Source organism: Streptomyces sp. NPDC016469, assembly GCF_040632905.1.
Taxonomy (GTDB): Bacteria; Actinomycetota; Actinomycetes; order Streptomycetales; family Streptomycetaceae; genus Streptomyces.
This window is the reverse complement of the sequence record NZ_JBEYCQ010000002.1, coordinates 245,745-264,937: the sequence shown is the minus strand read 5'-3', so window position 1 is coordinate 264,937 and position 19,193 is coordinate 245,745. Positions and strand designations below refer to the sequence as shown.

Annotated in this window: 15 protein-coding genes; 6 read left to right on the top strand and 9 right to left on the bottom strand. The window is 72.6% G+C overall.

Translation table 11 applies throughout. The features are described from left to right. Positions 1-161 precede the first annotated feature (161 nt). Together ABZ565_RS03110 and ABZ565_RS03105 are read left to right on the top strand one after the other, a co-directional pair. Positions 162-1,490 carry an SGNH/GDSL hydrolase family protein gene (locus ABZ565_RS03110; protein ID WP_361019834.1) on the top strand — a complete coding sequence of 443 codons (1,329 nt, stop codon included), beginning with the start codon at positions 162-164 and terminating at the stop codon, positions 1,488-1,490. Positions 1,491-2,142: 652 nt separating this feature from the next. Next, a complete protein-coding gene (locus ABZ565_RS03105; RefSeq protein ID WP_361020033.1) occupies positions 2,143-3,123 on the top strand; it encodes a terpene synthase family protein in 981 nt (326 codons plus the stop codon). Positions 3,124-3,328: 205 nt separating this feature from the next. On the opposite strand, the gene ABZ565_RS03100 is transcribed toward ABZ565_RS03105, so the two are convergent. Beyond that, positions 3,329-3,544 carry an EF-hand domain-containing protein gene (locus ABZ565_RS03100; protein ID WP_018102550.1) on the bottom strand — a complete coding sequence of 72 codons (216 nt, stop codon included), beginning with the start codon at positions 3,542-3,544 and terminating at the stop codon, positions 3,329-3,331. Between the two features lie 143 nt (positions 3,545-3,687). Between ABZ565_RS03100 and ABZ565_RS03095 the strand changes: the two genes are divergently transcribed. Then, positions 3,688-4,320 carry a GNAT family N-acetyltransferase gene (locus ABZ565_RS03095; RefSeq protein ID WP_361019831.1) on the top strand — a complete coding sequence of 211 codons (633 nt, stop codon included), beginning with the start codon at positions 3,688-3,690 and terminating at the stop codon, positions 4,318-4,320. Positions 4,321-4,668: 348 nt separating this feature from the next. Here ABZ565_RS03095 and ABZ565_RS03090 read toward each other — a convergent pair whose 3' ends face one another. The 4 genes from ABZ565_RS03090 to ABZ565_RS03075 all read right to left on the bottom strand — a co-directional run bounded on the left by ABZ565_RS03090 (position 4,669) and on the right by ABZ565_RS03075 (position 9,036). After that, positions 4,669-5,184, bottom strand: coding sequence for an ATP-binding protein (locus tag ABZ565_RS03090; protein WP_361019828.1), 516 nt, complete (start codon positions 5,182-5,184; stop codon positions 4,669-4,671). A 274-nt stretch (positions 5,185-5,458) separates the two neighbouring features. Then, positions 5,459-6,226: an enoyl-CoA hydratase-related protein gene (locus ABZ565_RS03085; RefSeq protein WP_361019826.1), complete on the bottom strand. Its 768-nt coding sequence runs from the start codon at positions 6,224-6,226 to the stop codon at positions 5,459-5,461. Positions 6,227-6,358: 132 nt separating this feature from the next. After that, positions 6,359-7,609 (bottom strand): Ig-like domain-containing protein, encoded by a 1,251-nt coding sequence (locus tag ABZ565_RS03080; protein WP_361019824.1) that lies wholly within the window; start codon positions 7,607-7,609, stop codon positions 6,359-6,361. Between the two features lie 200 nt (positions 7,610-7,809). After that, on the bottom strand, positions 7,810-9,036 hold the full coding sequence (locus ABZ565_RS03075) for an Ig-like domain-containing protein (protein ID WP_361019821.1): 1,227 nt from the start codon (positions 9,034-9,036) through the stop codon (positions 7,810-7,812). Between the two features lie 152 nt (positions 9,037-9,188). Between ABZ565_RS03075 and glgX the strand changes: the two genes are divergently transcribed. Continuing rightward, positions 9,189-11,435, top strand: a complete 2,247-nt coding sequence (gene glgX / locus ABZ565_RS03070) for a glycogen debranching protein GlgX (RefSeq protein WP_361019818.1) — start codon at positions 9,189-9,191, stop codon at positions 11,433-11,435. A gap of 9 nt (positions 11,436-11,444) precedes the next feature. Here the strand turns inward: glgX and ABZ565_RS03065 are convergent, their stop codons facing one another. Genes ABZ565_RS03065 through ABZ565_RS03050 form a run of 4 tightly spaced genes read right to left on the bottom strand, consistent with a single transcriptional unit; the run spans position 11,445 to position 15,126 of the window. After that, a complete protein-coding gene (locus ABZ565_RS03065) occupies positions 11,445-12,095 on the bottom strand; it encodes a response regulator transcription factor (RefSeq protein WP_361019815.1) in 651 nt (216 codons plus the stop codon). A 23-nt stretch (positions 12,096-12,118) separates the two neighbouring features. After that, positions 12,119-13,372 carry a sensor histidine kinase gene (locus tag ABZ565_RS03060; protein ID WP_361019812.1) on the bottom strand — a complete coding sequence of 418 codons (1,254 nt, stop codon included), beginning with the start codon at positions 13,370-13,372 and terminating at the stop codon, positions 12,119-12,121. Between the two features lie 34 nt (positions 13,373-13,406). Then, the gene (locus tag ABZ565_RS03055; RefSeq protein WP_361019809.1) at positions 13,407-14,195 is read right to left on the bottom strand and encodes an ABC transporter permease; all 789 of its coding nucleotides are present in this window, start codon (positions 14,193-14,195) and stop codon (positions 13,407-13,409) included. A gap of 1 nt (position 14,196) precedes the next feature. Further along, the gene (locus ABZ565_RS03050) at positions 14,197-15,126 is read right to left on the bottom strand and encodes an ABC transporter ATP-binding protein (RefSeq protein ID WP_361019806.1); all 930 of its coding nucleotides are present in this window, start codon (positions 15,124-15,126) and stop codon (positions 14,197-14,199) included. 172 nt (positions 15,127-15,298) lie between these two features. On the opposite strand from ABZ565_RS03050, the gene ABZ565_RS03045 reads away from it, so the two are divergent. Next, positions 15,299-17,251, top strand: coding sequence for an ABC transporter ATP-binding protein (locus tag ABZ565_RS03045; RefSeq protein ID WP_361019803.1), 1,953 nt, complete (start codon positions 15,299-15,301; stop codon positions 17,249-17,251). Then, positions 17,248-19,131 (top strand): ABC transporter ATP-binding protein, encoded by a 1,884-nt coding sequence (locus tag ABZ565_RS03040; protein WP_361019800.1) that lies wholly within the window; start codon positions 17,248-17,250, stop codon positions 19,129-19,131. Before ABZ565_RS03045 ends, ABZ565_RS03040 begins: the two co-directional genes overlap by 4 nt. Positions 19,132-19,193 lie beyond the last annotated feature (62 nt).

The following is a 19,193-nucleotide window of genomic DNA, read 5'->3' as shown; positions in this document are numbered from 1 at the left end:
CCGGGTCTTCCGGCCGGGCGACTTCGCGTGGGCCCCCACCCACGCAGCGTCGAAACATTTCGAACTGTTGACCGAAAGTTCCGGTGCCGCTAATCTGCCGCGTGCCCGGCCGGGGCACGCACGTGTGCATGGAGACCCCACCACGCAGAGGGAACACCGCCATGAACCGAAGAACGTCGCTCCTCAGCCTGATCACCGCGGGGGCGCTCTGCGCGTCCCTCGCCGTCGTCTCCCCGGCCCTCGGCGCCGGCGACGCGCACTCCGGCGGCGCACCCGGCCCCCGGGAACGCGGCGCGCACTGGGTCAGCACCTGGACGTCGATGCCCCAGCTGACGGAGCCGTCGAACATGCCCCCGGCGCCCTTCACGGGCGAGGACTCCGTGCTGACGGACACGACGCTGCGGCAGACCGTCCACGTCTCGGCGGGCGGTGACCACATCCGGCTGCGGTTCTCCAACGCGTTCGGCGGCGCGGTGCTGCCGATCACCGAGGTCTCCGTGGCCCTCCCGCTGGACGGGAAGGCGGGGACCGGGGCGATCCGCCCGGGGACCTCGCACAAGGTGACCTTCCGGGGGGCGGCGTCCATCGACGTACCGGCCGGGGCGCAGGCCGTCTCCGACCCCCTGGACTTCCGGGTCGCCCCGGGGTCCAACCTCACGGCGACGGTCTACCTGGCGACCGGGCAGGCGTCCACCGCGCTCACCTCGCACCCGGGCTCCCGCACGACCTCGTACCTGCTGCGCGGCGACCACGTACGGGACGGGGACCTGCCCGGCGCGACGACCACCGACCACTGGTACCTCCTCAGCGGCGTCGAGGTCTGGGCCCGGGGCACCACATCGGCGACGGCCGTGCTCGGGGACTCGCTGACGGACGGCCGGGGCTCCACGACCAACGGCAACGACCGCTGGCCGGACGTGCTCCAGCAGCGGCTGACGGCCCGCACGTCCGTGGTCAACCAGGCGGCGGGCGGCAACCGGCTGCTCGCCGACGGACTGGGCCCCAACGGGCTGGCCCGGCTCGACCGCGACGTCCTCGCGCAGAGCGGGACGGACCGGCTGATCGTCTTCGAGGGCGTCAACGACATCGGCACGGCGGCCGCCACCCCGGAGGCCCAGAAGCGCACGGCCGAGGCCGTCATCACCGCGTACGACCAGATCATCACTCGCGCCCACGCCCAGGGCATCCGGGTGTACGGGGCGACGCTGACGCCCTTCGGCGGCAACACCGGCTACGACGATCCGGACGGGTACCGCGAGGAGGCCCGGCGCACGGTCAACGCCTGGATACGCACCAGCGGCCGGTTCGACGCGGTGCTGGACTTCGACCGGGCGGCCCGCGACCCGCACCGGCCCGCCGCGCTCCGCGCCGCCCTGGACGTCGGCGACCACCTGCACCTGAACCCGGCCGGCTACCGGGCCCTCGCCGAGGCCGTCCCGGCCCGGCTGTTCGAGCCGTCGCCGCTCCCGGCGGGCTTCGGCTACAACTGACCGGCCCCTCAGGGCGGGTCCGCGCACCGGTGCCGGGTGCGCGGGCCCGCCCTTCGCGTGTCCGTCCGCCCCTCGCCGAATCAGCCATGCGGGCAACACCCGGTCACCCGTCCGGCGGTCCCAGGAGTACGCCAACTGCTCATAACCGCGCAGGAGTTCCGGTCGATCACACATTTTCGGTCACCGGTGCCTTCCCTCTCGTGCGTACGGGGAGTTCACTGGACGTGACGAGTGGTCACACGACCGCCGCGCACGTCAGGCGTCGCGCTGCCCCGGGCCGCGCTCCGGCCGGCCGGTCCGCGCGGAGGAAAGAGGACAGCCATGCCAGCCGCCCCCGGCCCGGCACGCCCCCGGCGTGATCCGGCCGCGCGGACCGGGCCACGCCCCGGCCGGGCGGCGGGTGACCGGCGGTGACCGCCCCTCGCGGCGGGCCCGGTCCGGTGGCGCGGCGGTCGTCGCACCGGCCGGTCCGGCGGCCTGCCGCACGGGCGCCGCACCGGTGTGAGCGGCCGGTGCCGGCGGTCCGTGCCCGCGTCCGCCTCTCGTCGCCGCGAATTCCGCGTGCGCGTATCCGTCTCGCGCATCCCCCTGCCCTGTTCTTATCGTCACGACGAGGTGCACCATGAGCAAGATCGCGCTTCCCGAATTCCACATGCCGTTCGAAAGCGCGGGATGTCATCCGGGAGTTGAGAAGACGAAGAAGGCCGCCTGGGAATGGGCGGAGGCCAGTGGTCTCGTCCTGTCACCCCTGGCCGTGAAGAAAATGATCAGAACGCGCCCGGAGCTCTGGATCTCCCTGATATTCCCCAGGGCCTCGCAGAAGCATCTGGACCTTTTCTGCCAGTGGCTCTTCTGGGCCTTCCTGGTGGACGACGAGTTCGACGACGGCCCGGCCGGGCGCGACCCCCGGCTGTGCGAGAGCGCGATCGGGCGTCTGGTGGACGTGCTGGACGGCGTGCGGGCGCCCGTCGGCCGCATGGAGCACGCGCTGGACGAACTGCTCGCCCGGACCTGCGTGGACCGCCCGGCGCACTGGGTGCGGCAGTTCCGGCGGGACACGGCCGCCTGGCTGTGGACGTACTACGCGGAGGCCGTGGACCGGGCGGCGGGACATGTGCCGAGCACCGCCGACTTCGTGAAGCACCGCCGTGATTCCGTGGCGATGCAGCCGTTCCTGGATCTGCACGAGATCACCGCCGGAATCGACCTCCCGGAATCCGCCCGCAGCCTGCCCGCCTATATCGCGCTGCGCAATGCGGTGACCGACCATTCCGGCCTCTGCAACGACATCTGCTCATTCGAGAAGGAAGCCGTGCTCGGATACGAGCACAACACCGTCCGGCTCCTCCAGCGCGACCGGGGCTGCTCACTCCAGGAGGCGGTGGAGGAAGCCGGAATTCTGCTGGGCCGTATCGCCGACCGGGTGCAGCGAGCGGAAAAGGAACTCGTGCAGGAGATCGAGGCGGCGGGAATCGAGGGCCCGGCCCGCATCGCCCTGGAGTGCTGCGTCCGGGACTACCGGGGGCTCGTACGGGGGGACTTCGACTACCACGCCCGGGCCGAGCGCTACACCCGGCCGGAGCTGACGGAGATCGACGAGGACGACTCGATGTCCCGCAACTTCGCCGCCTGAAGGGCGGGAGCGGGGGCGGGCGGGGCGGTGACCGGGACCGGCGCGCGGGGTCGCGTCAGCGATTTCCGGACATTTCTCGCCGCGCCGCCCCCGCGCCCCCCGACCGGGGGCCGGGGAGGCCGCCGGTGGCCGGAACAGGTGGCCCCGGCGCCTGCCCCGGATCAGCCCTTGTTCTGCGCGGCCCTGTTGCGATCGGCCTTTGCGATCAGCCCTTGTTCTGCGCGGCCCAGAACTCGTCGAACGTGAGGAGCCCGTCGCCGTTCGCGTCGTGGGAGTTGATCACGGCCTGCGCGACCGGCTCGGTGACGTACGGGTCACCCAGCTGAGCCATGACGCTCTTGTACTCGGCGGCCGAGATCAGCCCGTCGCCGTTCAGGTCGTACCGCTCGAACGCCTTGCGCGCCGACTCGATGTCCGCCACTGTTCCGCCCCTTCGTATGACTGTCTGACGGGGCTCAGATTATCGGGCGCCCCGGACGGCTCGTGACGCGGCCGGTGGTCGATCATGGACGGGCCGTCCGCCGCCCGGTGGCCGGTCACCCGAACAGGGAGGCGCGGAGCGCTATGGGACTGACCCGGATCCTGGCCGACGTGGCCGAGGGGCGGTTTCCGCCGCCGGACGGCACGACCACGGTGGTGCCGCAGCCGGGCGGCCGGGACGCGGGGGTGCTGGCGTTCACCGCGCACTCGGTGGTCTTCACGGACGAGGACCCGGACTGGGTGCTGGACACCCTGGCCGCCACACCCGGCGACCCCCTCTCCGCCACGATGACCCCGCACTTCCTGAACGCGCTGCTGGCCCGGACGGGCCGCCGCATGAACACGATCGACCTCCTCACGGTCGCCCCCGCGCTGCCCGGCGCGCCCGATCTCGCGCTGCGGGAGATCCACGACCCGGAGCACCCCCGGGTGGCGCGGGCCATGAAGTACCGGGACGAGGTACGGGTCTGGACGGCGGAGGGGGGCGTGCTGATCCTGGGCCGGGGCGTTGCGGGCCGCTGGGAGGCGGCGATCGAGGTGGCCGAGGAGGCGCGCGGGCAGGGGCTCGGCGGACAGCTGGCGCGGGCGGCCCGGCATCTGGTGGAGGGGCCCGCGGTGTGGGCCCAGCAGTCGCCCGGGAACGCGCGCAGCGTGCGGACGTTCCAGGCGGCCGGCTACCGGCCGGTGGGGGCGGAGGCCCTGCTGATCGCGGGCTGAGTACGCGTCGGCGTCACCGGCACACGCCGTCCACATCGTGGACGATCAATGGATTATGCGCGGGTACCTATGAATACTCATGGATTGCCAGGCAAGTGACTCAGCACACCTGCGTTTCCTCGTTAAAATGTCCGGAAATGCAACGCAATGCGATTCATGCGGCTTTGGCAAGGGAGTCTTCCGTCTGTCATAGTCGAGGGCACGACCCCCATTGACCCGGGCCAGGTCGTCATGAGCGGCCGTGAACACACCCCCCATTTCACGGTCCCCCCACAGAAGCCCCCGAGGCGCCGCACCACGGCCGACACGGGGGCTTCTGTCTGCCCGGGGCGGCCCGTGCGGAGGGCGTCAGCGGTCGGAGATGCGCATCTCGAACCAGGTGTTCTTGCCCCGGGGTAAGAGGTCCACGCCCCAGCGGTCGGAGAGCTTGTCCACGAGCATGAGACCCCGGCCGCTGATGTCCATCTCGCGGACCGGCATGAGGCACGGCAGCCCGCGCGAGGGGTCGCGCACCTCGATCCTGATCCAGCCGCGGCGGCGCAGCATGCGCAGACCGAAGACTCGGGCCCCGGTGTGCCGTACGGCGTTGCCGACGAGTTCGGAGACGAGCAGGACGGCGTGCTCGGCCGTCTGCGAGGAGAGCGCCCACTGATGCAGGACGACGCACGAGGTGAGCCGGCGCGCGGTGGCCGCCGACTCCGGGCGGGAGGGCAGCCGGACTTCTTCCTCCGTCGGGTTTCCGAACAACTCCAGCGCTTTGAACGCCTGTTCGTCCTCGACGGCCGGCAATCTCCGTGCCGCTGTCGCGCTGCTGCGCGGTCGCGGCTGCTCCACACCCTCCAGGCCCGCCATGCACACCATCATGGCCGCACGGCGGGCCTCCCGGGGCCGTTCCTGGGGAATACGCGACCCGTAATCAGTCGTTCACCGAGGGGCGTCCGGCATATGCCACAGGCACTACGCAGCCTAATACGGCCCGCCTGACCTGCGCAAACGATGCCTCCGGCCGGGTTCGCCGACGCTCCGGGCGCGGCCGCCCTCAAGGCTCCCTCAAGGTTCCGCCGATCCGCCCGCACGGATGAACGCGCCGGTTCGCGTTCTCCACCGGCGTTCGGTCCGGGCTTCAACCAGCCCCCGGTCAGAGGAATTTCGCCTTGCCCGGCCCCTCCTCCACGAAGCTGCGCATTCCTCGCTCCCGGTCCTCCGTGGCGAACAGACCCGCGAACCAGGTCCGTTCGATCGTGAGGCCCGTGTCGATGTCCGTCTCCAGCCCGGCGTCGACGGCCTCCTTGGCCGCGCGCAGCGCCAGCGCCGGTCCCTTCGCCAGCCCGGCCGCCCAGGCGTGCGCCTGCTCGTACACCTCGGCGGCGGGCACCACGCGGTCCACGAGCCCCATCGCCAGGGCCTCGTCCGCCCTCACGTGGCGGCCGGTGAAGATGAGGTCCTTGGCCTTGGCGGGGCCGACCAGACGGGCGAGCCGCTGGGTGCCGCCGGCGCCCGGGATGAGGCCGAGCAGGATCTCCGGCTGGCCGAGCTTGGCGTTGTCGCCGGCGATGCGGAAGTCCGCGCAGAGGGCCAGCTCGCAGCCGCCGCCCAGCGCGTAGCCGGTGACGGCCGCGACGACGGGCTTGGGAATGCGGGCGACGGCGGTGAAGGAGTCCTGGAGGGCCTTGGAGCGCAGCACCATGGCCGCGTGGTCCATCGCCTGCATCTCCTTGATGTCCGCGCCCGCCGCGAACACCTTCTCGCCGCCGTAGAGCACCACGGCGCGCACGTCGTCGCGCCGGGACGCCTCTTCGGCGAGCTCGCGCAGCCGGTCCTGGGTCGCCACGTCCAGGGCGTTCATCGGCGGGCGGTCCAGGCGGATGGTGCCGACGCCGTCGCTTACTTCGAGGGTTACGGTCATGGGGTGCAGGTTAACCAACGCTAACCGCCGTCGGCACCGGCCGGGGGCGATGCCGTGCGTCACGGCGGACGCGAACAGGCCCGGCACCGTGGATCTCGGTGCCGGGCCCGCCGGGGTGCGTGGGACGCGGACCTACTTGGTCCACTCCGACCAGCTCATGTTCCAGCCGTTGAGGCCGTTGTCCGGGCTGATCGTCTTGTCGTGCGAGTTCTTCACGACGACGACGTCGCCGATGAGCGAGTTGTCGAAGAACCAGGACGCCGGCATGGAGGAGTTGCCGCCGCCGCGCACGTCCTGGAGGCCGACGCAGCCGTGGCTGGTGTTGGCGTTGCCGAACACCCCGGGTCCGCCCCAGTAGTTGCCGTGGATGAAGGTGCCCGAGGTGGACAGGCGCATGGCGTGCGGCACGTCCTTGATGTCGTACTCGCCGCCGAAGCCGACGGTGTCGCCGTTCATCCGGGTCACCCGCAGCTTCTCGCTGATGACCATCTGGCCGTTGTACGTGGTGGTGGCCGGGGCGCCCGCCGAGATCGGGATGTCCTTGATCTGCTTGCCGTCGCGGACGACCTTCATCCGGTGCGACTTCGCGTCCACGGTGCTGACCTGGCTGCGGCCGATGGTGAACGAGATGGTCTTGGCCTGCTTTCCGTAGACCCCGGGCCGGCCCTCGACGCCGTCGAGATTGAGCTTCACGGTCACCTTGGTACCGGCGGCCCAGTACTGCTCGGGCCGGAAGTCCAGGCGGTCGTTGCCGAACCAGTGGCCCTCGACGGGTACGGCGGGCTCGGCGGTCACCTTGATGGCCTTCTCGACGGCCTCCGGGTCGGTGATGCCGCGCGTGAAGTGGATGGAGACCGGCATGCCGACGCCGACCGTCGAGCCGTTCTCCGGGGTGTACTGGCCGATGAAGGTGTTCTTGGGGACCAGCGTGGTGAAGGAGGTGTCCTTCGCGGACTCACGCCCCTTGGCGTCCTTGGCCACCGCGTGGACCTTGTACTTGGTCGCCGATGCCAGGTGCTGGTCGGGCACCCAGCTCGCGCCGTCCGCCGCGATCTTCCCCTCGACCTCGCCGCCCTTGGGGTCCGAGACCTTGACCGTGGTCAGCTTCCCGCGCTCGGCGGTGATCTTCAGCGCGCCGTTCGTCGCGACGTCGTCGGTCCCGTCCTCGGGCGCGACGGTCACCACGGCCTGCGAGGCGCTGGTGTCCTGGTTCTTGACCCCGCCCGCCTTGGCGTCCGCGCTCCCGTCGGCGTCCCCCCCGCCGCACGCCGTCACCAGAAGCAACAGCGCACCCACCGCCAGGGCCGGCAGACCGGTGGCTCCCCGCAGCCGCCGCCTGCCGCCCGTTCCTGCCGATGTCCCCGATATCGGCTGCCCGTTCAATGTGGTCGTCTCCCCTCACACGGCCTGGCCCCGCCAAGGCCCCGGGAACCCTCGGGTTCCCACCCCCGCGCGCTGCACATGCACGCTCAGCAAAGAGATAATCACACCGACTGCGGGCAGATCCCCCCGGAATTGTCACTGTTCCGTCCCAAGTGGCCGCGGGGTTTCCGCCGCCCGGCCCGGGGGTGCCGTGGCGACCGCTACCGGAGCGCGGAGCCCGCCCGCCACTGGGCCCAGCCCAGGTTCCAGCCGCCGAGTCCGTTGTCCGGTGCGACCGTCTTGTCGGCCGAGTTGACGACCTCGACGACGTCCCCGATCAGGGTGCGGTCGAAGAACCAGCCGGCCGGGGTCGAACCGCTGCCGCCCTGGACGTCACGCAGCCCGATGCAGCCGTGGCTGACGTTGGTGGAGCCGAAGACGTCCTCGTCGGACCAGTAGTTGCCGTGGAGGAAGGTGCCCGACTTCGTCAGCCGGATGGCATGCGGCACGTCCTTGATGTCGTACTCGCCGCCGAAGCCGACGGTCCGCCCGTCCATCCGCGTCACCTCGTGCATCTCGCTCACCACCATCTTCCCGTTGTACGTGGTGGTCGTCGCGGAGCCCGCGGTGACCGGGACCGTGGAGACCAGCTCCCCGTCCCGGCGCACCTCCATCGTGTGCGCGGCGGCGTCCACCCGGGAGACCTGCTCCCGGCCCACCGTGAAGCGCACGGTCTTGCGCTGGCTGCCGTACACCCCCGGCGCGCCCTCCACGTCGGCCAGCCCGATGTCCACGGTGACCTCGGTGCCGGGCTGCCAGTACTCCTGGGGGCGGAAGTCCAGGCGGCTCTTCCCGAACCAGTGCCCCGCCACGGCCACCGGCGGATCGGCCGTCACCCTGATGGCCCGCTCCACCGCCGCGCGCCGGGTGACGGGGCGGTTGAACTCGAAGGAGACGATCATGCCGGTGCCGACGGTCGAGCGGTTCTCCGGCTTGAAGTAGCCGATGAACCGGTCCTTGGGGACCGCGGTGGTGAAGGTCGTGTGCCGGGCCGCGCGATGGCCGCCGCCGTCCACCGCGACCGCGTCGACGCTGTACTTGGCGGCAAGACCGAGCCGCGCCCCCTTCTCCGGCGCCCAGGAATGGCCGTCCTCGGAGATCCGGCCCGGCACCTCCTGCTCCCGCGCGTCCTCGATCCGCCGCACCCGCACGCTCTCCAGCCGGCCGTCGGGGACCTCCACCCCGACCCGGCCGTCCGCCCGGACGTCCTCGGCCCGGTCGGCGGGCGTGACCCGGATGGCCTCCTGTGGCTTCCCCTTCCCGCCGATGAACGAACCGGTGCCCGAACAGCCCGTCAGCACGGCCAGCAGTGCCGCTACGACGAGCAGGCACCGCCCGAGCGGAGGGGTGACCGGGCGCGTCCCTGCCTTCTTCGCTACGTCATTCATGTCCCCCCAACGACGGGGGCCGGTCGTGGGAAACGTGAGTGCGGGCCGCCCGGTGGGCAGAACACAGGGGACGGCCGCACTCGGGGAGCCGCGGCCGGGACGCCGCACACCCCCTTCCGGTGCCGGTCCCACGAGCCGCGGGAGGCGAGCAGGTGTCGAGCGCAGCCGAGCAGGAGGCAGTACCGGAGGCGGACGCGGGGACGGCCGGGGCGGTCGCGGAACGGGTCGCCGCCGCGGCGCCCGGCCGGCGCCCGCCGGCGGTGTGGCCGGGGGCGCCCATGCCGCTCGGTGCCCGCTTCAGGACCGGCCCCGACGGGGTGGCGGGCACCAATTTCGCGCTCTGGGCGGGCGGCGCCGAGGCCGTCGAGCTGTGCCTCTTCGACGAGGACGGCACGGAGGCCCGGCTCCCCCTGACCGAGCTGACCCACGAGGTCTGGCACGGCTTCGTGCCCGGGGTGCGGCCGGGCCGGCGGTACGGATACCGGGTGCACGGCCGGTGGGACCCGTGGACGGGCGCCCGGTGGAACCCGGCGAAGCTGCTGCTCGATCCGTACGCCCGGGCCGTGGACGGCGAATTCACCCTTCCGGCCGAGGTGTACGGCCATGTGAGGGACTGGCCCGACCAGCGGTTCGCGGACACCGTACGGGACGAGCGGGACTCCGCCCCGTACGTACCGAAGGGGATCGTCGTCCACGATGACGACGACTGGGCCGACGACCGCAGGCCGAAGACGCCGTGGGCGGACTCCGTCATCTACGAGCTGCACGTGAAGGGCTTCACCCGGCTCCACCCCGGCATCCCCGAGGAACTGCGCGGCACCTACGCGGGGCTGGCGCACCCGGCGGCGATCGGGCATCTGAAGCACCTCGGGGTGACGGCGGTGGAGCTGCTGCCGGTGCACCAGTTCGCGCACGAGGACCATCTGCTGCGGCGCGGGCTGAGCAACTACTGGGGCTACAACTCCATCGGCTACTTCGCCCCGCATGCCGGCTACTCGGCGAGCGGCACGGCGGGCGGCCAGGTCGGCGAGTTCAAGCGGATGGTGCGCGCGCTGCACGACGCGGGCATCGAGGTCATCCTCGACGTCGTCTACAACCACACCGCGGAGGCGGGCGAGCTGGGCCCGATGCTGTCGCTGCGCGGCATCGACAACCGGGGCTACTACCGCCTCCAGGCCGACGCCCGCCGGTACGCGGACTACACCGGCTGCGGCAACACCCTGCACGTCGTCCAGCCGAACGTGCTGCGGCTCATCACGGACTCGCTGCGGTACTGGGTGACCGAGATGGGCGTGGACGGCTTCCGCTTCGACCTGGCGGCGGCGCTCGCCCGCTCCATGCACGACGTGGACATGCTCTCGCCGTTCCTCGCGGTGATCGCCCAGGACCCGGTGCTGCGCCGGGTCAAGCTCATCGCCGAGCCCTGGGACGTCGGCAACGGCGGCTACCAGGTGGGCGCGTTCCCGCCCCTGTGGACGGAGTGGAACGACCACTACCGGGACACCGTGCGGGACTTCTGGCGCGGCGCGCTGCCCGACGTACGGGACCTCGGCTACCGGCTGACCGGGTCGAGCGACCTGTACGCGTGGGGCGGGCGCCGCCCGTACGCCTCGGTCAACTTCGTCACCGCGCACGACGGGTTCACCCTGCGCGACCTGGTGAGCTACCAGGAGAAGCACAACGAGGCCAACGGCGAGGAGAACCGGGACGGCACCTCCGACAACCGGGCGTGGAACTGCGGCGCCGAGGGCGAGACCGACGACGCGGGCGTCAACGCGCTGCGCCGCCGACAGCTGCGCAACCTGCTCACCACGCTGCTCCTGTCGACCGGCGTGCCGATGCTGGTCGCGGGCGACGAGATGGGGCGTACGCAGGGCGGCAACAACAACGCGTACTGCCAGGACAACGAGACCGGCTGGGTGGACTGGTCGCTGCTGGAACAACCCGAGTGGCGGGAGCTGGCCGCGCTGACCGCGCGGGTCCTCGCGCTGCGCCACCGCCATCCGGTGCTGCGCCGCCGGGCCTTCTTCTCCGGCCGGTCCCAGGCCCCGGACGGGCTGCGGGACCTGGCGTGGTTCACGAGCGCGGGCGCGGAGATGACCGAGTCCGACTGGTACGCGCCCGCCGCGACCGTCGGCCTCTACCTCTCCGGCCGGGACATCCCGGGGCGGGACGCGCGCGGTGAGCAGGTGACCGACGACAGCTTCCTGGCCGTCCTGCACGCGGGCCACGAACCGGCGGACTTCCTGCTGCCGGGTCCGCCGTGGGCGCAGGCGTACGAACTGGTCCTGGACACCTCCCGGGAGGACCAGGCCGAGCCCCCGGGCACGGTGCACCGGGGCGGCGGACGGCTGACGGTGCCGGAGCGGTCGGTGCTGCTGCTGCGCGTACGGGAGTGAGCCGCGCGGTCAGCCGAGGATGCGCCGGTCGTAGCCGGCGGCGACGGCGGCGGCGCGGTCCTTGACGCCGAGCTTGGCGAAGAGGTGGGTGAGGTGGGTCTTCACGGTGGCCTCGCTGATGAACAGCTCGGCGGCGATCTCCCGGTTGGAGGTCCCCCGGGCGACGAGCGTCAGCACCTCGCGCTCGCGGGCCGACAGCTTCTCGTTGCCGGGGGCCGCCGGGGCGCGGACCGCCGAGACGAGGCGCGACGCGACGGCCGGTGAGAGGACGGTCCGGCCCTCGGCGGCGGCCCGGACGGCGGTGAACAGCTCCTCGCGGGGCGCGTCCTTGAGGAGGTAGCCGGTCGCGCCCGCCTCGATCGCGGGCAGGGTGTCGGAGTCGGTGTCGTACGTGGTGAGGACGAGGACCTTGGAGCGGGCGCCGCGCCGGGTCAGCTCGGTGATCGCGGCGACCCCGCCGCCGCCCGGCATCCGCAGGTCCATGAGCACCACGTCGGGGTCGAGCCGGGCGGCCATCTCGACGCCCTCGACCCCGTCGGCCGCCTCCCCGAGCACCCGGAACTCCGGTGCGGCGGCGAACATCCCGCGCAGCCCGTCCCGTACGACGGGGTGGTCGTCGACGACGATCAGGGTGATGACGCGCGCGGGTTCCCGGTCCATGCCTGACACCGTACGGGACGGTGTCAGGCGTGCGGCACCATCGGGACGCGGGCGCTGACCGCCGTGCCGAGGCCGGGTCCGGTCTCCACCTCGACGGTGCCCGCGATGCGTTCGGCGCGCGAGCGCATGCCGCCGAGGCCGAATCCGCCGGCCCCCCGGTACGGGGGCAGCGCGGCCGGGTCGAAGCCGCGGCCGTCGTCGCGGACGTCGAGCGTGATCTCGTCGCCCATGTACGACAGGGTGACCCCGGCCCGGGACGCCTCCGCGTGCCGGCCGGCGTTGGCCAGGGCCTCCTCGGCTATCCGGAGCAGGGTCGCGCCGACCTCGTCGTGCAGGGGTGCGACGGTGCCGGTGACGGTGAACTCGGCGCGCACCCCGGTGCGCCGGGACCAGGTGGCGACGGTCTTCCCGAGCGCGCCGGGCAGGTCGTCGTGCTCCAGGGCCGCGGGGAGCAGGTTGTGCACCGAGCGGCGGGCCTCGCCGAGGCTGTGCCGGGCGAGGGCGGCGGCCCGTACGAGGTGTTCGCGGGCGAGGTCCGGGTCGGTGCCGGCGGTGGAGGTGGCGGCCTGGAGCTGGGCGATGATCCCGGTGAGGCCCTGGGCGATGGTGTCGTGGATCTCGGCGGCGAGCCGGCTCCGCTCGTCGGCCACCCCGGCCTCGCGGGCCTGGACGAGGAGCTGGGCGTGCAGCCCGGCGTTCTCCGTGAGGGCCTGTTCCAGGCGGGCGTTGGCGGTCTCCAGGGCGGTGATGGTGGCGGTCCTGGCCCGTTCCTGATCGGCCTCCTGGTCGCCGATCTGCGCGAAGACCATCGTGAGGGTCGCGTGCACGGCGAGCACGACGCCGAAGACGACCCAGTTCATCAGGGTGGCGGGCGGCAGGGGGCTGCCGCTCTGCGCGCCCGCCATGATGACGGCGACGGCGAGCAGGCCGGGCCGCATGGCTCGCGGCGGGAGGATCCGGCCGGCGTCGAAGTAGCCGAGCACCGCGTAGATGGAGAAGAAGGGGTTGCACCAGGTGAGCCCGAGGGCCAGCAGGGTGCGGGCGGTGAAGTAGCAGACCCCGGCCCTCGGGCCGGCGCCTGGCGCGGTGCGGGACCACCACAGCTGGAGGACGAACGCCGCCGGGAGGAGCACCATGGCGGCACGCTCGTCGGCCGGGGACATGACGAGGTTCCGGGAGACGGCCGAGACGACGGTGGCCAGGCCGAGCAGCCCGTACGGGCCGTACCGGAAGAACCGCCCCCACCACTGCTCGGCCGTCGTCACCTGTGCGCTCATGGCCGCCAGTCTCCCCCGCGCCCCGGGCGCCGTTCTACTGCCACCGGAACGTGCGGATCGCGGTCCACCCCGCCGCGAGGGCCCAGGCGGCGACCGCGCCGAGGTAGGCCCAGCTCGGCCAGTCGCCCCGGGCGGCCTGGTCCAGGGCCTGGGACGCGGCGCCGAAGGGGGTGGCCTGGACGATGCGGCGCAGCGCGTCGGGCATGGCCTGGACGGGGACCCAGACGCCCGCCGTGAACATCATGGAGAAGTAGACGAGCGAGCCCGCGGTGGCGGCGATCTTCGTCGTACGGGAGAGGGCGCAGATCAGCGAGCCGATGGCGAGGACGCAGACGACCGCGAGCAGCAGCGCCAGCAGATAGCCGAACGGCTGGTCCGGCAGCCGCACCCCGTAAGCGATCCGGCCGACGGCCACCACCAGCAGGGCGGAGACGAGCGCGGCGGCGCCGTGCAGCGCGATCTGGGCGCCGAGCAGTGCGGAGGGCCGCACCGGTGTGGTGGACATGCGGCGCAGGATGCCGCGTTCGCGGTAGCCGGTGAGGACGGGCGGCATCGCCTGGAGCCCGGACATGATCAGGGCGAGCAGCACCGCGACGGGCGCGTACAGATCGATGACGCGCCGGCCGCCGAGTCCGTCGTCGTGCTCCCGGAAGGACGGGACGAAGCCGAGGATCGCCAGGAGCACGGTCGGGAAGACGACGATCCAGAACAGGCTGCCGGGTTCGCGCAGGAAGAGCCGGGTCTCCGCCTTGAGGACGGCGGGCGTCGCGCCCGGCACGGCGGCGCGGGGCGCGGCGGCGGGGGCGGTGGGTGCGGTGGCCATCTCAGGCTGCCCGTTCTGTGCGGCCGGGCCCGTCCGCGGGGCTGGTGAGGTCGAGGAAGGCGTCGTCCAGGGTGACCTCGGAGACGCGCAGGCGGTGGGCGGTGACGTGGAGCCGGGCCAGCAGCGAGATCACGGCGTTGACGGTCTCGTCGGTGCCGTTGATGACGACCCGGCCGTCCTCGGTCTCGTACGACACCGCGCCGGGCAGTCCCGCGAGTTCGGCCTCGGGCAGCGGTTCGGAGGGCGTGAACGAGATGATGGTGGCGCCGTCGGCGCCGGCGACGAGACCGGCCGGGGTGTCGAGCGCGACGACGCGCCCCTTGTCGATGACGGCGATGCGGTCGCAGAGGCGCTGCGCCTCCTCCATGAAGTGGGTGACGAGCACGACGGTGACGCCGCCCTCGCGCACGTCCTGGATCAGCTGCCAGGTGTCACGCCGGGCCCGCGGGTCGAGGCCGGTGGTCAGCTCGTCGAGGATGACGACGCGGGGCCGGCCGACGAGGGCGAGCGCGATGGACAGGCGCTGCTTCTGACCGCCGGAGAGCCGGTGGAAGCGGGTGTCCAGCTTGGCGTGCAGGCCGAGCCGTTCGGCGAGCGGGCGCCAGTCGGCGGGCCGGGGGTAGAAGGCGCTGTACAGGTCCAGGGCCTCGCGCACGGTGATCTTGGTCTGGAGTTCGCTCTCCTGGAGCTGGGCGCCGAGCAGCCCGGTCACCCGGTCGCGGTCGGCGACCGGGTCGAGCCCGGCGACCCGGACGGTGCCCGCGTCGGGGACCCGGAGGCCCGCGACACACTCGACGGTGGTGGTCTTGCCCGCGCCGTTGGGGCCGAGAATCCCGAAGATCTCCCCCTCGTCGACGGAGAGGGTGATCCCGTCGACCACGGGGCGGCCGGCGTAGGACTTGCGCACCCCGTTCGCTTCGATGATTGCCATGGCGTCGAGCATCCGCCCGGCGGACCCGCCCCGGTATCGGCCATCGCGCTCGAACCGGCATCGGCCGATCGGTTGATACCCCTTACGACCCTGAGGGCCTGTCCGGCGGTGCGCCCGGTGGCGGGATAAAACCGCAGGACCGATATCCGGACGGACCGTAGGCTCCTCCCTGATGCGCCAGGAACATGTAGAACCCAAGGACCGGTCGGCCGTACGCTCGCTGCTGCGGCTGTGGCCGTACGTGAAGCCGGTACGGGCGCGGCTCTTCGGGGCCGCCCTGGTGGCCGTCGTCGCCTCCTGTCTGAGCCTGGTGATCCCGCTCGTCCTGAAGTGGATCGTGGACGGCCCGGTCGCGGACTCGGACCCGGGCGGGGTCTGGCTCGGCGCGCTGTACCTGCTGCTCCTGGGCGTCGCCGAGGCGGTGCTGTTCGGGGTGCGGCGGTGGATGGTGGCGCGTCCGCTGGCCGGGGTCGAGGCGTCGATGCGGGCGGACCTCTACCGGCACCTCCAGCGGCTGCCCGTGGCCTTCCACGACCGCTGGCCCTCGGGGCAGTTGCTCTCGCGCGGGACGACGGATCTGATGATGGTCCGGCTGTTCCTGGCCTTCCCGCTGACCTTCCTCCTGGTCAACGCGACCACGATCCTCGTCGGCTTCGTGGTGCTGCTCTTCCAGGAGTGGACGCTCGGCCTGATGCTGCTCGCCCCCGTCGTCCCGCTCGTGATCCTCTGCTCGGCCTTCGAGGTGAAGTACGCCGAGGTCGCGCGCCGCGCCCGGGACCAGGTCGGCGACCTGACCACCGTCGTCGAGGAGAGCGTGCTCGGCATCCGCATCATCAAGGGCTTCGGCCGCCACCGCAGCCAGTCCGACGCCTTCCGGGCGCTCGCCGGGAACCTGCGCACCACGGAGCTGGGCAAGGCCCGGCTGCTCGCGCGGATCTGGACCCTCATCACCACGCTCCCCGAACTCGCCATCGGGGCCGCCCTGGTGTTCGGCACGATCGAGATCGCCGACGGCGGTCTGTCGGCGGGCACCCTGGTCGCCTTCCTCTCCACGGCGCTCGCGCTGCGCTGGCCCGTCGAATCGATCGGCTTCCTGCTGGCGATGAGCCAGGATGCGGCGACGGCGACCGAACGGTACTTCGAGGTGATGGACGCCGCCGAGGAGGAGGACACCGGCCGCGCGGCCGCGACCGGGGAACCCGGGGCGGGCGGCATGGTCTTCGAGGGCGTCGGATTCCGCTATCCCGACGCGGAGGAGGGCTCGGCGCCCGTCCTGGACCGCATCGACCTGCACGTCCGGCCGGGCGAGACGATGGCGCTGGTCGGCGCGACGGGATCCGGCAAGACCACGCTCACCTCGCTGGTGCCCCGGCTGTACGAGGCGACGGCCGGGCGGATCACCCTGGACGGCGAGGACATCACCGCCATGCCGCGCGCCCGGCTGCGGGAGCTGGTATCGGTGGCGTTCGAGGAGCCGACGCTCTTCTCCGCGAGCGTCGGGGAGAACGTGCTGATGGGCGCCGAGGGGGCCGGCGAGGAGGAGCTGCTGCGGGCGCTCTCGGTCGCCCAGGCCGGGTTCGTCCACGAGTTGCCGCACGGCGTGGACACGGAGGTCGGCGAGCAGGGCCTGAGCCTGTCCGGCGGCCAGCGCCAGCGCCTCGCCCTGGCCCGGGCGGTGGTGGGCCGGCCGCGCTTCCTGGTCCTCGACGACCCGCTCTCCGCGCTCGACGTGCACACGGAGGCCCTGGTGGAGGCGGCGCTCCGGCAGGTCCTCGCGGAGACCACGGCGGTGGTGGTCGCGCACCGGCCGTCGACCGTGATGCTCGCGGACCGGGTGGCGCTGCTGTCCGGGGGCCGGATCAGCGCGGTCGGTACCCATCAGGAACTCCTGCGCACCAACGCCGAGTACGCCTGGCTGATGTCCGGCGCGGAGGCATCGGGCGGCGCGGACATGGAGGGCGGCGCGCAGGCGCAGCCCACAGCGCAGACGCAGCCCGTACCGGGGGCGCAGCCCGTACCGGGGGCGCAGGCGCAGCCCGTACCGCAGGCGGAGCCCGTGTCCGGCTCCGACCCCACCGAACCCCTGGGCGCGAAGGCCCCTGCCGAGAAGGGCAGCACCCGATGACCAGCACGACGACCGGACGCCCCGCCGAGCCCGGCGGCGAGGAGGACGCGCGGGGGCCCGCCCCGGACGCGCCGTCCGCGAAGGCGGCCGGGGACCCCTTCGACCGCGACGACCTGCCCACGCCGCGCGGTGCCACCCGGCAGCTGCTCGCCTCGTTGCTGCGGCCGATGCGGGGCCGGGTGGCAGCGGCCGCCCTGGCCATCCTGTTGCAGCAGGCCGCGGTGCAGGCGGGGCCGCTGCTGGTCGCCTACGCCATCGACAGCGGGGTGCCCGCCTTCCGCGACGACGACTACGGGCCGCTGATCGCCGTGGCGCTGGGCTACGCCCTCTGCTCGGTGGTCTCGGGCGCCTTGCAGTACGCGTTCATCCAGCTGTCCGCGCGGGTCAGCCAGAATGTCCTGCTCGACCTGCGCGGCCGGATCTTCCGCCACGCGCAGGCGCTGAGCGTGGACTTCCACGAGCGCTACACCTCGGGCCGGCTGATCTCGCGGTCCACGACCGACCTGGAGTCGCTGCGGGAGCTGCTGGAGGAGGGGCTCCAGGAGCTGATCCACATCGTCCTGTCGTTCGCGTCCATCGCCGTGGTGCTGCTCTGGCTGGACCTGGCGACGGGCGCGGCTGCGGTGGCCTCCTTCCTGCCGCTGTACCTGCTGGTGCGGCTGTACCGGAAGCGCTCTTCGGTGATCTTCGCGGGCCGTTCGACGGCGATCGCGTCGGTCGTCGTGAAGTTCGCGGAGACCATGAACGGCATCCGGCCCGTCCAGGCGTTCCGCCGTGAGCGGGCCAACGACGCGGCGTTCCTGGAACTGAACACGCGTCACCGGTCCGCCAACGGCGACGCGATGCTGGAGAACGCGCGCTACGTCGTCGGTTCGCGGCTCGTCGCCAACACCGCGGTGGCCGGAATCGTGCTGTGGGGCGCCTACCGGGTGGCGGACGGCGGCCTCGCGCTGGGGGTGCTGGCCGCGGTGGTGCTCTATCTGCGGCGGCTGTACGACCCGATCGACCGGCTCAGCATGTTCCTCAACTCCTTCGAGTCCGCGGCCGCCTCGATGACGAAGATCGCCGGGCTCCTCGCGCAGGTGCCGACGGTCCCGGAGGCACTGGAGCCCCGTGAGCTGCCGGCCGGGTCGGGGGAGCAGCCGGGCCGCGAAGTGGTCTTCCACGGGGTGAGCTTCGGATACCGGACGGGCGGCGAGGTGCTGCCCCGGTTCGACCTGACGATCCCGGCGGGCCAGACGGTGGCCGTGGTCGGCTCGACCGGGGCCGGCAAGTCGACGCTCGCCAAGCTGCTGGCCCGGTTCTACGACCCGAGCGCGGGCCGGGTCCTGCTGGACGGCACCGACCTGCGCGACCTGGCCACGCCCGAGCTGCGGCGCGGGGTGGTGATGGTGACCCAGGAGGCGTTCCTGTTCTCCGGGACGGTCGCGGAGAACATCGCGATCGGCCGCCCGGAGGCGGACCGGGAGGAGATCGAGCGGGCCGCGAAGGCGATCGGCGCCCATGACTTCATCACCGGTCTGCCCGACGGCTACGACACCGATGTACGCAAGCGGGGCGGCCGGATCTCGGCGGGGCAGCGGCAGTTGGTGGCGTTCGCCCGGGCGCTGCTGGCCGACCCGGCGGTGCTGATCCTCGACGAGGCGACCAGTTCGCTGGACATCCCCGGTGAGCGCGCGGTGCAGCGGGCGATGGACACGGTGCTGCACGGCCGCACCGCGGTGGTGATCGCGCACCGGCTGTCGACCGTGGAGGTCGCGGACCGGGTGCTCGTGATGGAGCGGGGGCGGATCGTGGAGGACGGCACGCCGTCCGAGCTCATCGCGGGCACGGGCCGGTTCGCCGGTCTGCACCGCGCGTGGCGGGAGAGCCTGGCCTGACTCCCCGGCTGTCCGCCCGATATCGCACGAAGGCGGACAGCCAGATCGCGCCACGCCTCGTT

Excerpts from the sequence above, each read along its gene's own strand:
- ABZ565_RS03110 (WP_361019834.1), top strand. The coding sequence starts at position 162 with ATGAACCGAAGAACGTCGCTCCTCAGCCTGATCACCGCGGGGGCGCTC.
- ABZ565_RS03105 (WP_361020033.1), top strand. The coding sequence starts at position 2,143 with ATGCCGTTCGAAAGCGCGGGATGTCATCCGGGAGTTGAGAAGACGAAG.
- ABZ565_RS03095 (WP_361019831.1), top strand. The coding sequence starts at position 3,688 with ATGGGACTGACCCGGATCCTGGCCGACGTGGCCGAGGGGCGGTTTCCG.
- ABZ565_RS03090 (WP_361019828.1), bottom strand. The coding sequence starts at position 5,184 with ATGATGGTGTGCATGGCGGGCCTGGAGGGTGTGGAGCAGCCGCGACCG.
- ABZ565_RS03085 (WP_361019826.1), bottom strand. The coding sequence starts at position 6,226 with ATGACCGTAACCCTCGAAGTAAGCGACGGCGTCGGCACCATCCGCCTG.
- ABZ565_RS03075 (WP_361019821.1), bottom strand. The coding sequence starts at position 9,036 with ATGAATGACGTAGCGAAGAAGGCAGGGACGCGCCCGGTCACCCCTCCG.
- ABZ565_RS03065 (WP_361019815.1), bottom strand. The coding sequence starts at position 12,095 with ATGGACCGGGAACCCGCGCGCGTCATCACCCTGATCGTCGTCGACGAC.
- ABZ565_RS03060 (WP_361019812.1), bottom strand. The coding sequence starts at position 13,372 with ATGAGCGCACAGGTGACGACGGCCGAGCAGTGGTGGGGGCGGTTCTTC.
- ABZ565_RS03055 (WP_361019809.1), bottom strand. The coding sequence starts at position 14,195 with ATGGCCACCGCACCCACCGCCCCCGCCGCCGCGCCCCGCGCCGCCGTG.
- ABZ565_RS03050 (WP_361019806.1), bottom strand. The coding sequence starts at position 15,126 with ATGGCAATCATCGAAGCGAACGGGGTGCGCAAGTCCTACGCCGGCCGC.
- ABZ565_RS03045 (WP_361019803.1), top strand. The coding sequence starts at position 15,299 with ATGCGCCAGGAACATGTAGAACCCAAGGACCGGTCGGCCGTACGCTCG.
- ABZ565_RS03040 (WP_361019800.1), top strand. The coding sequence starts at position 17,248 with ATGACCAGCACGACGACCGGACGCCCCGCCGAGCCCGGCGGCGAGGAG.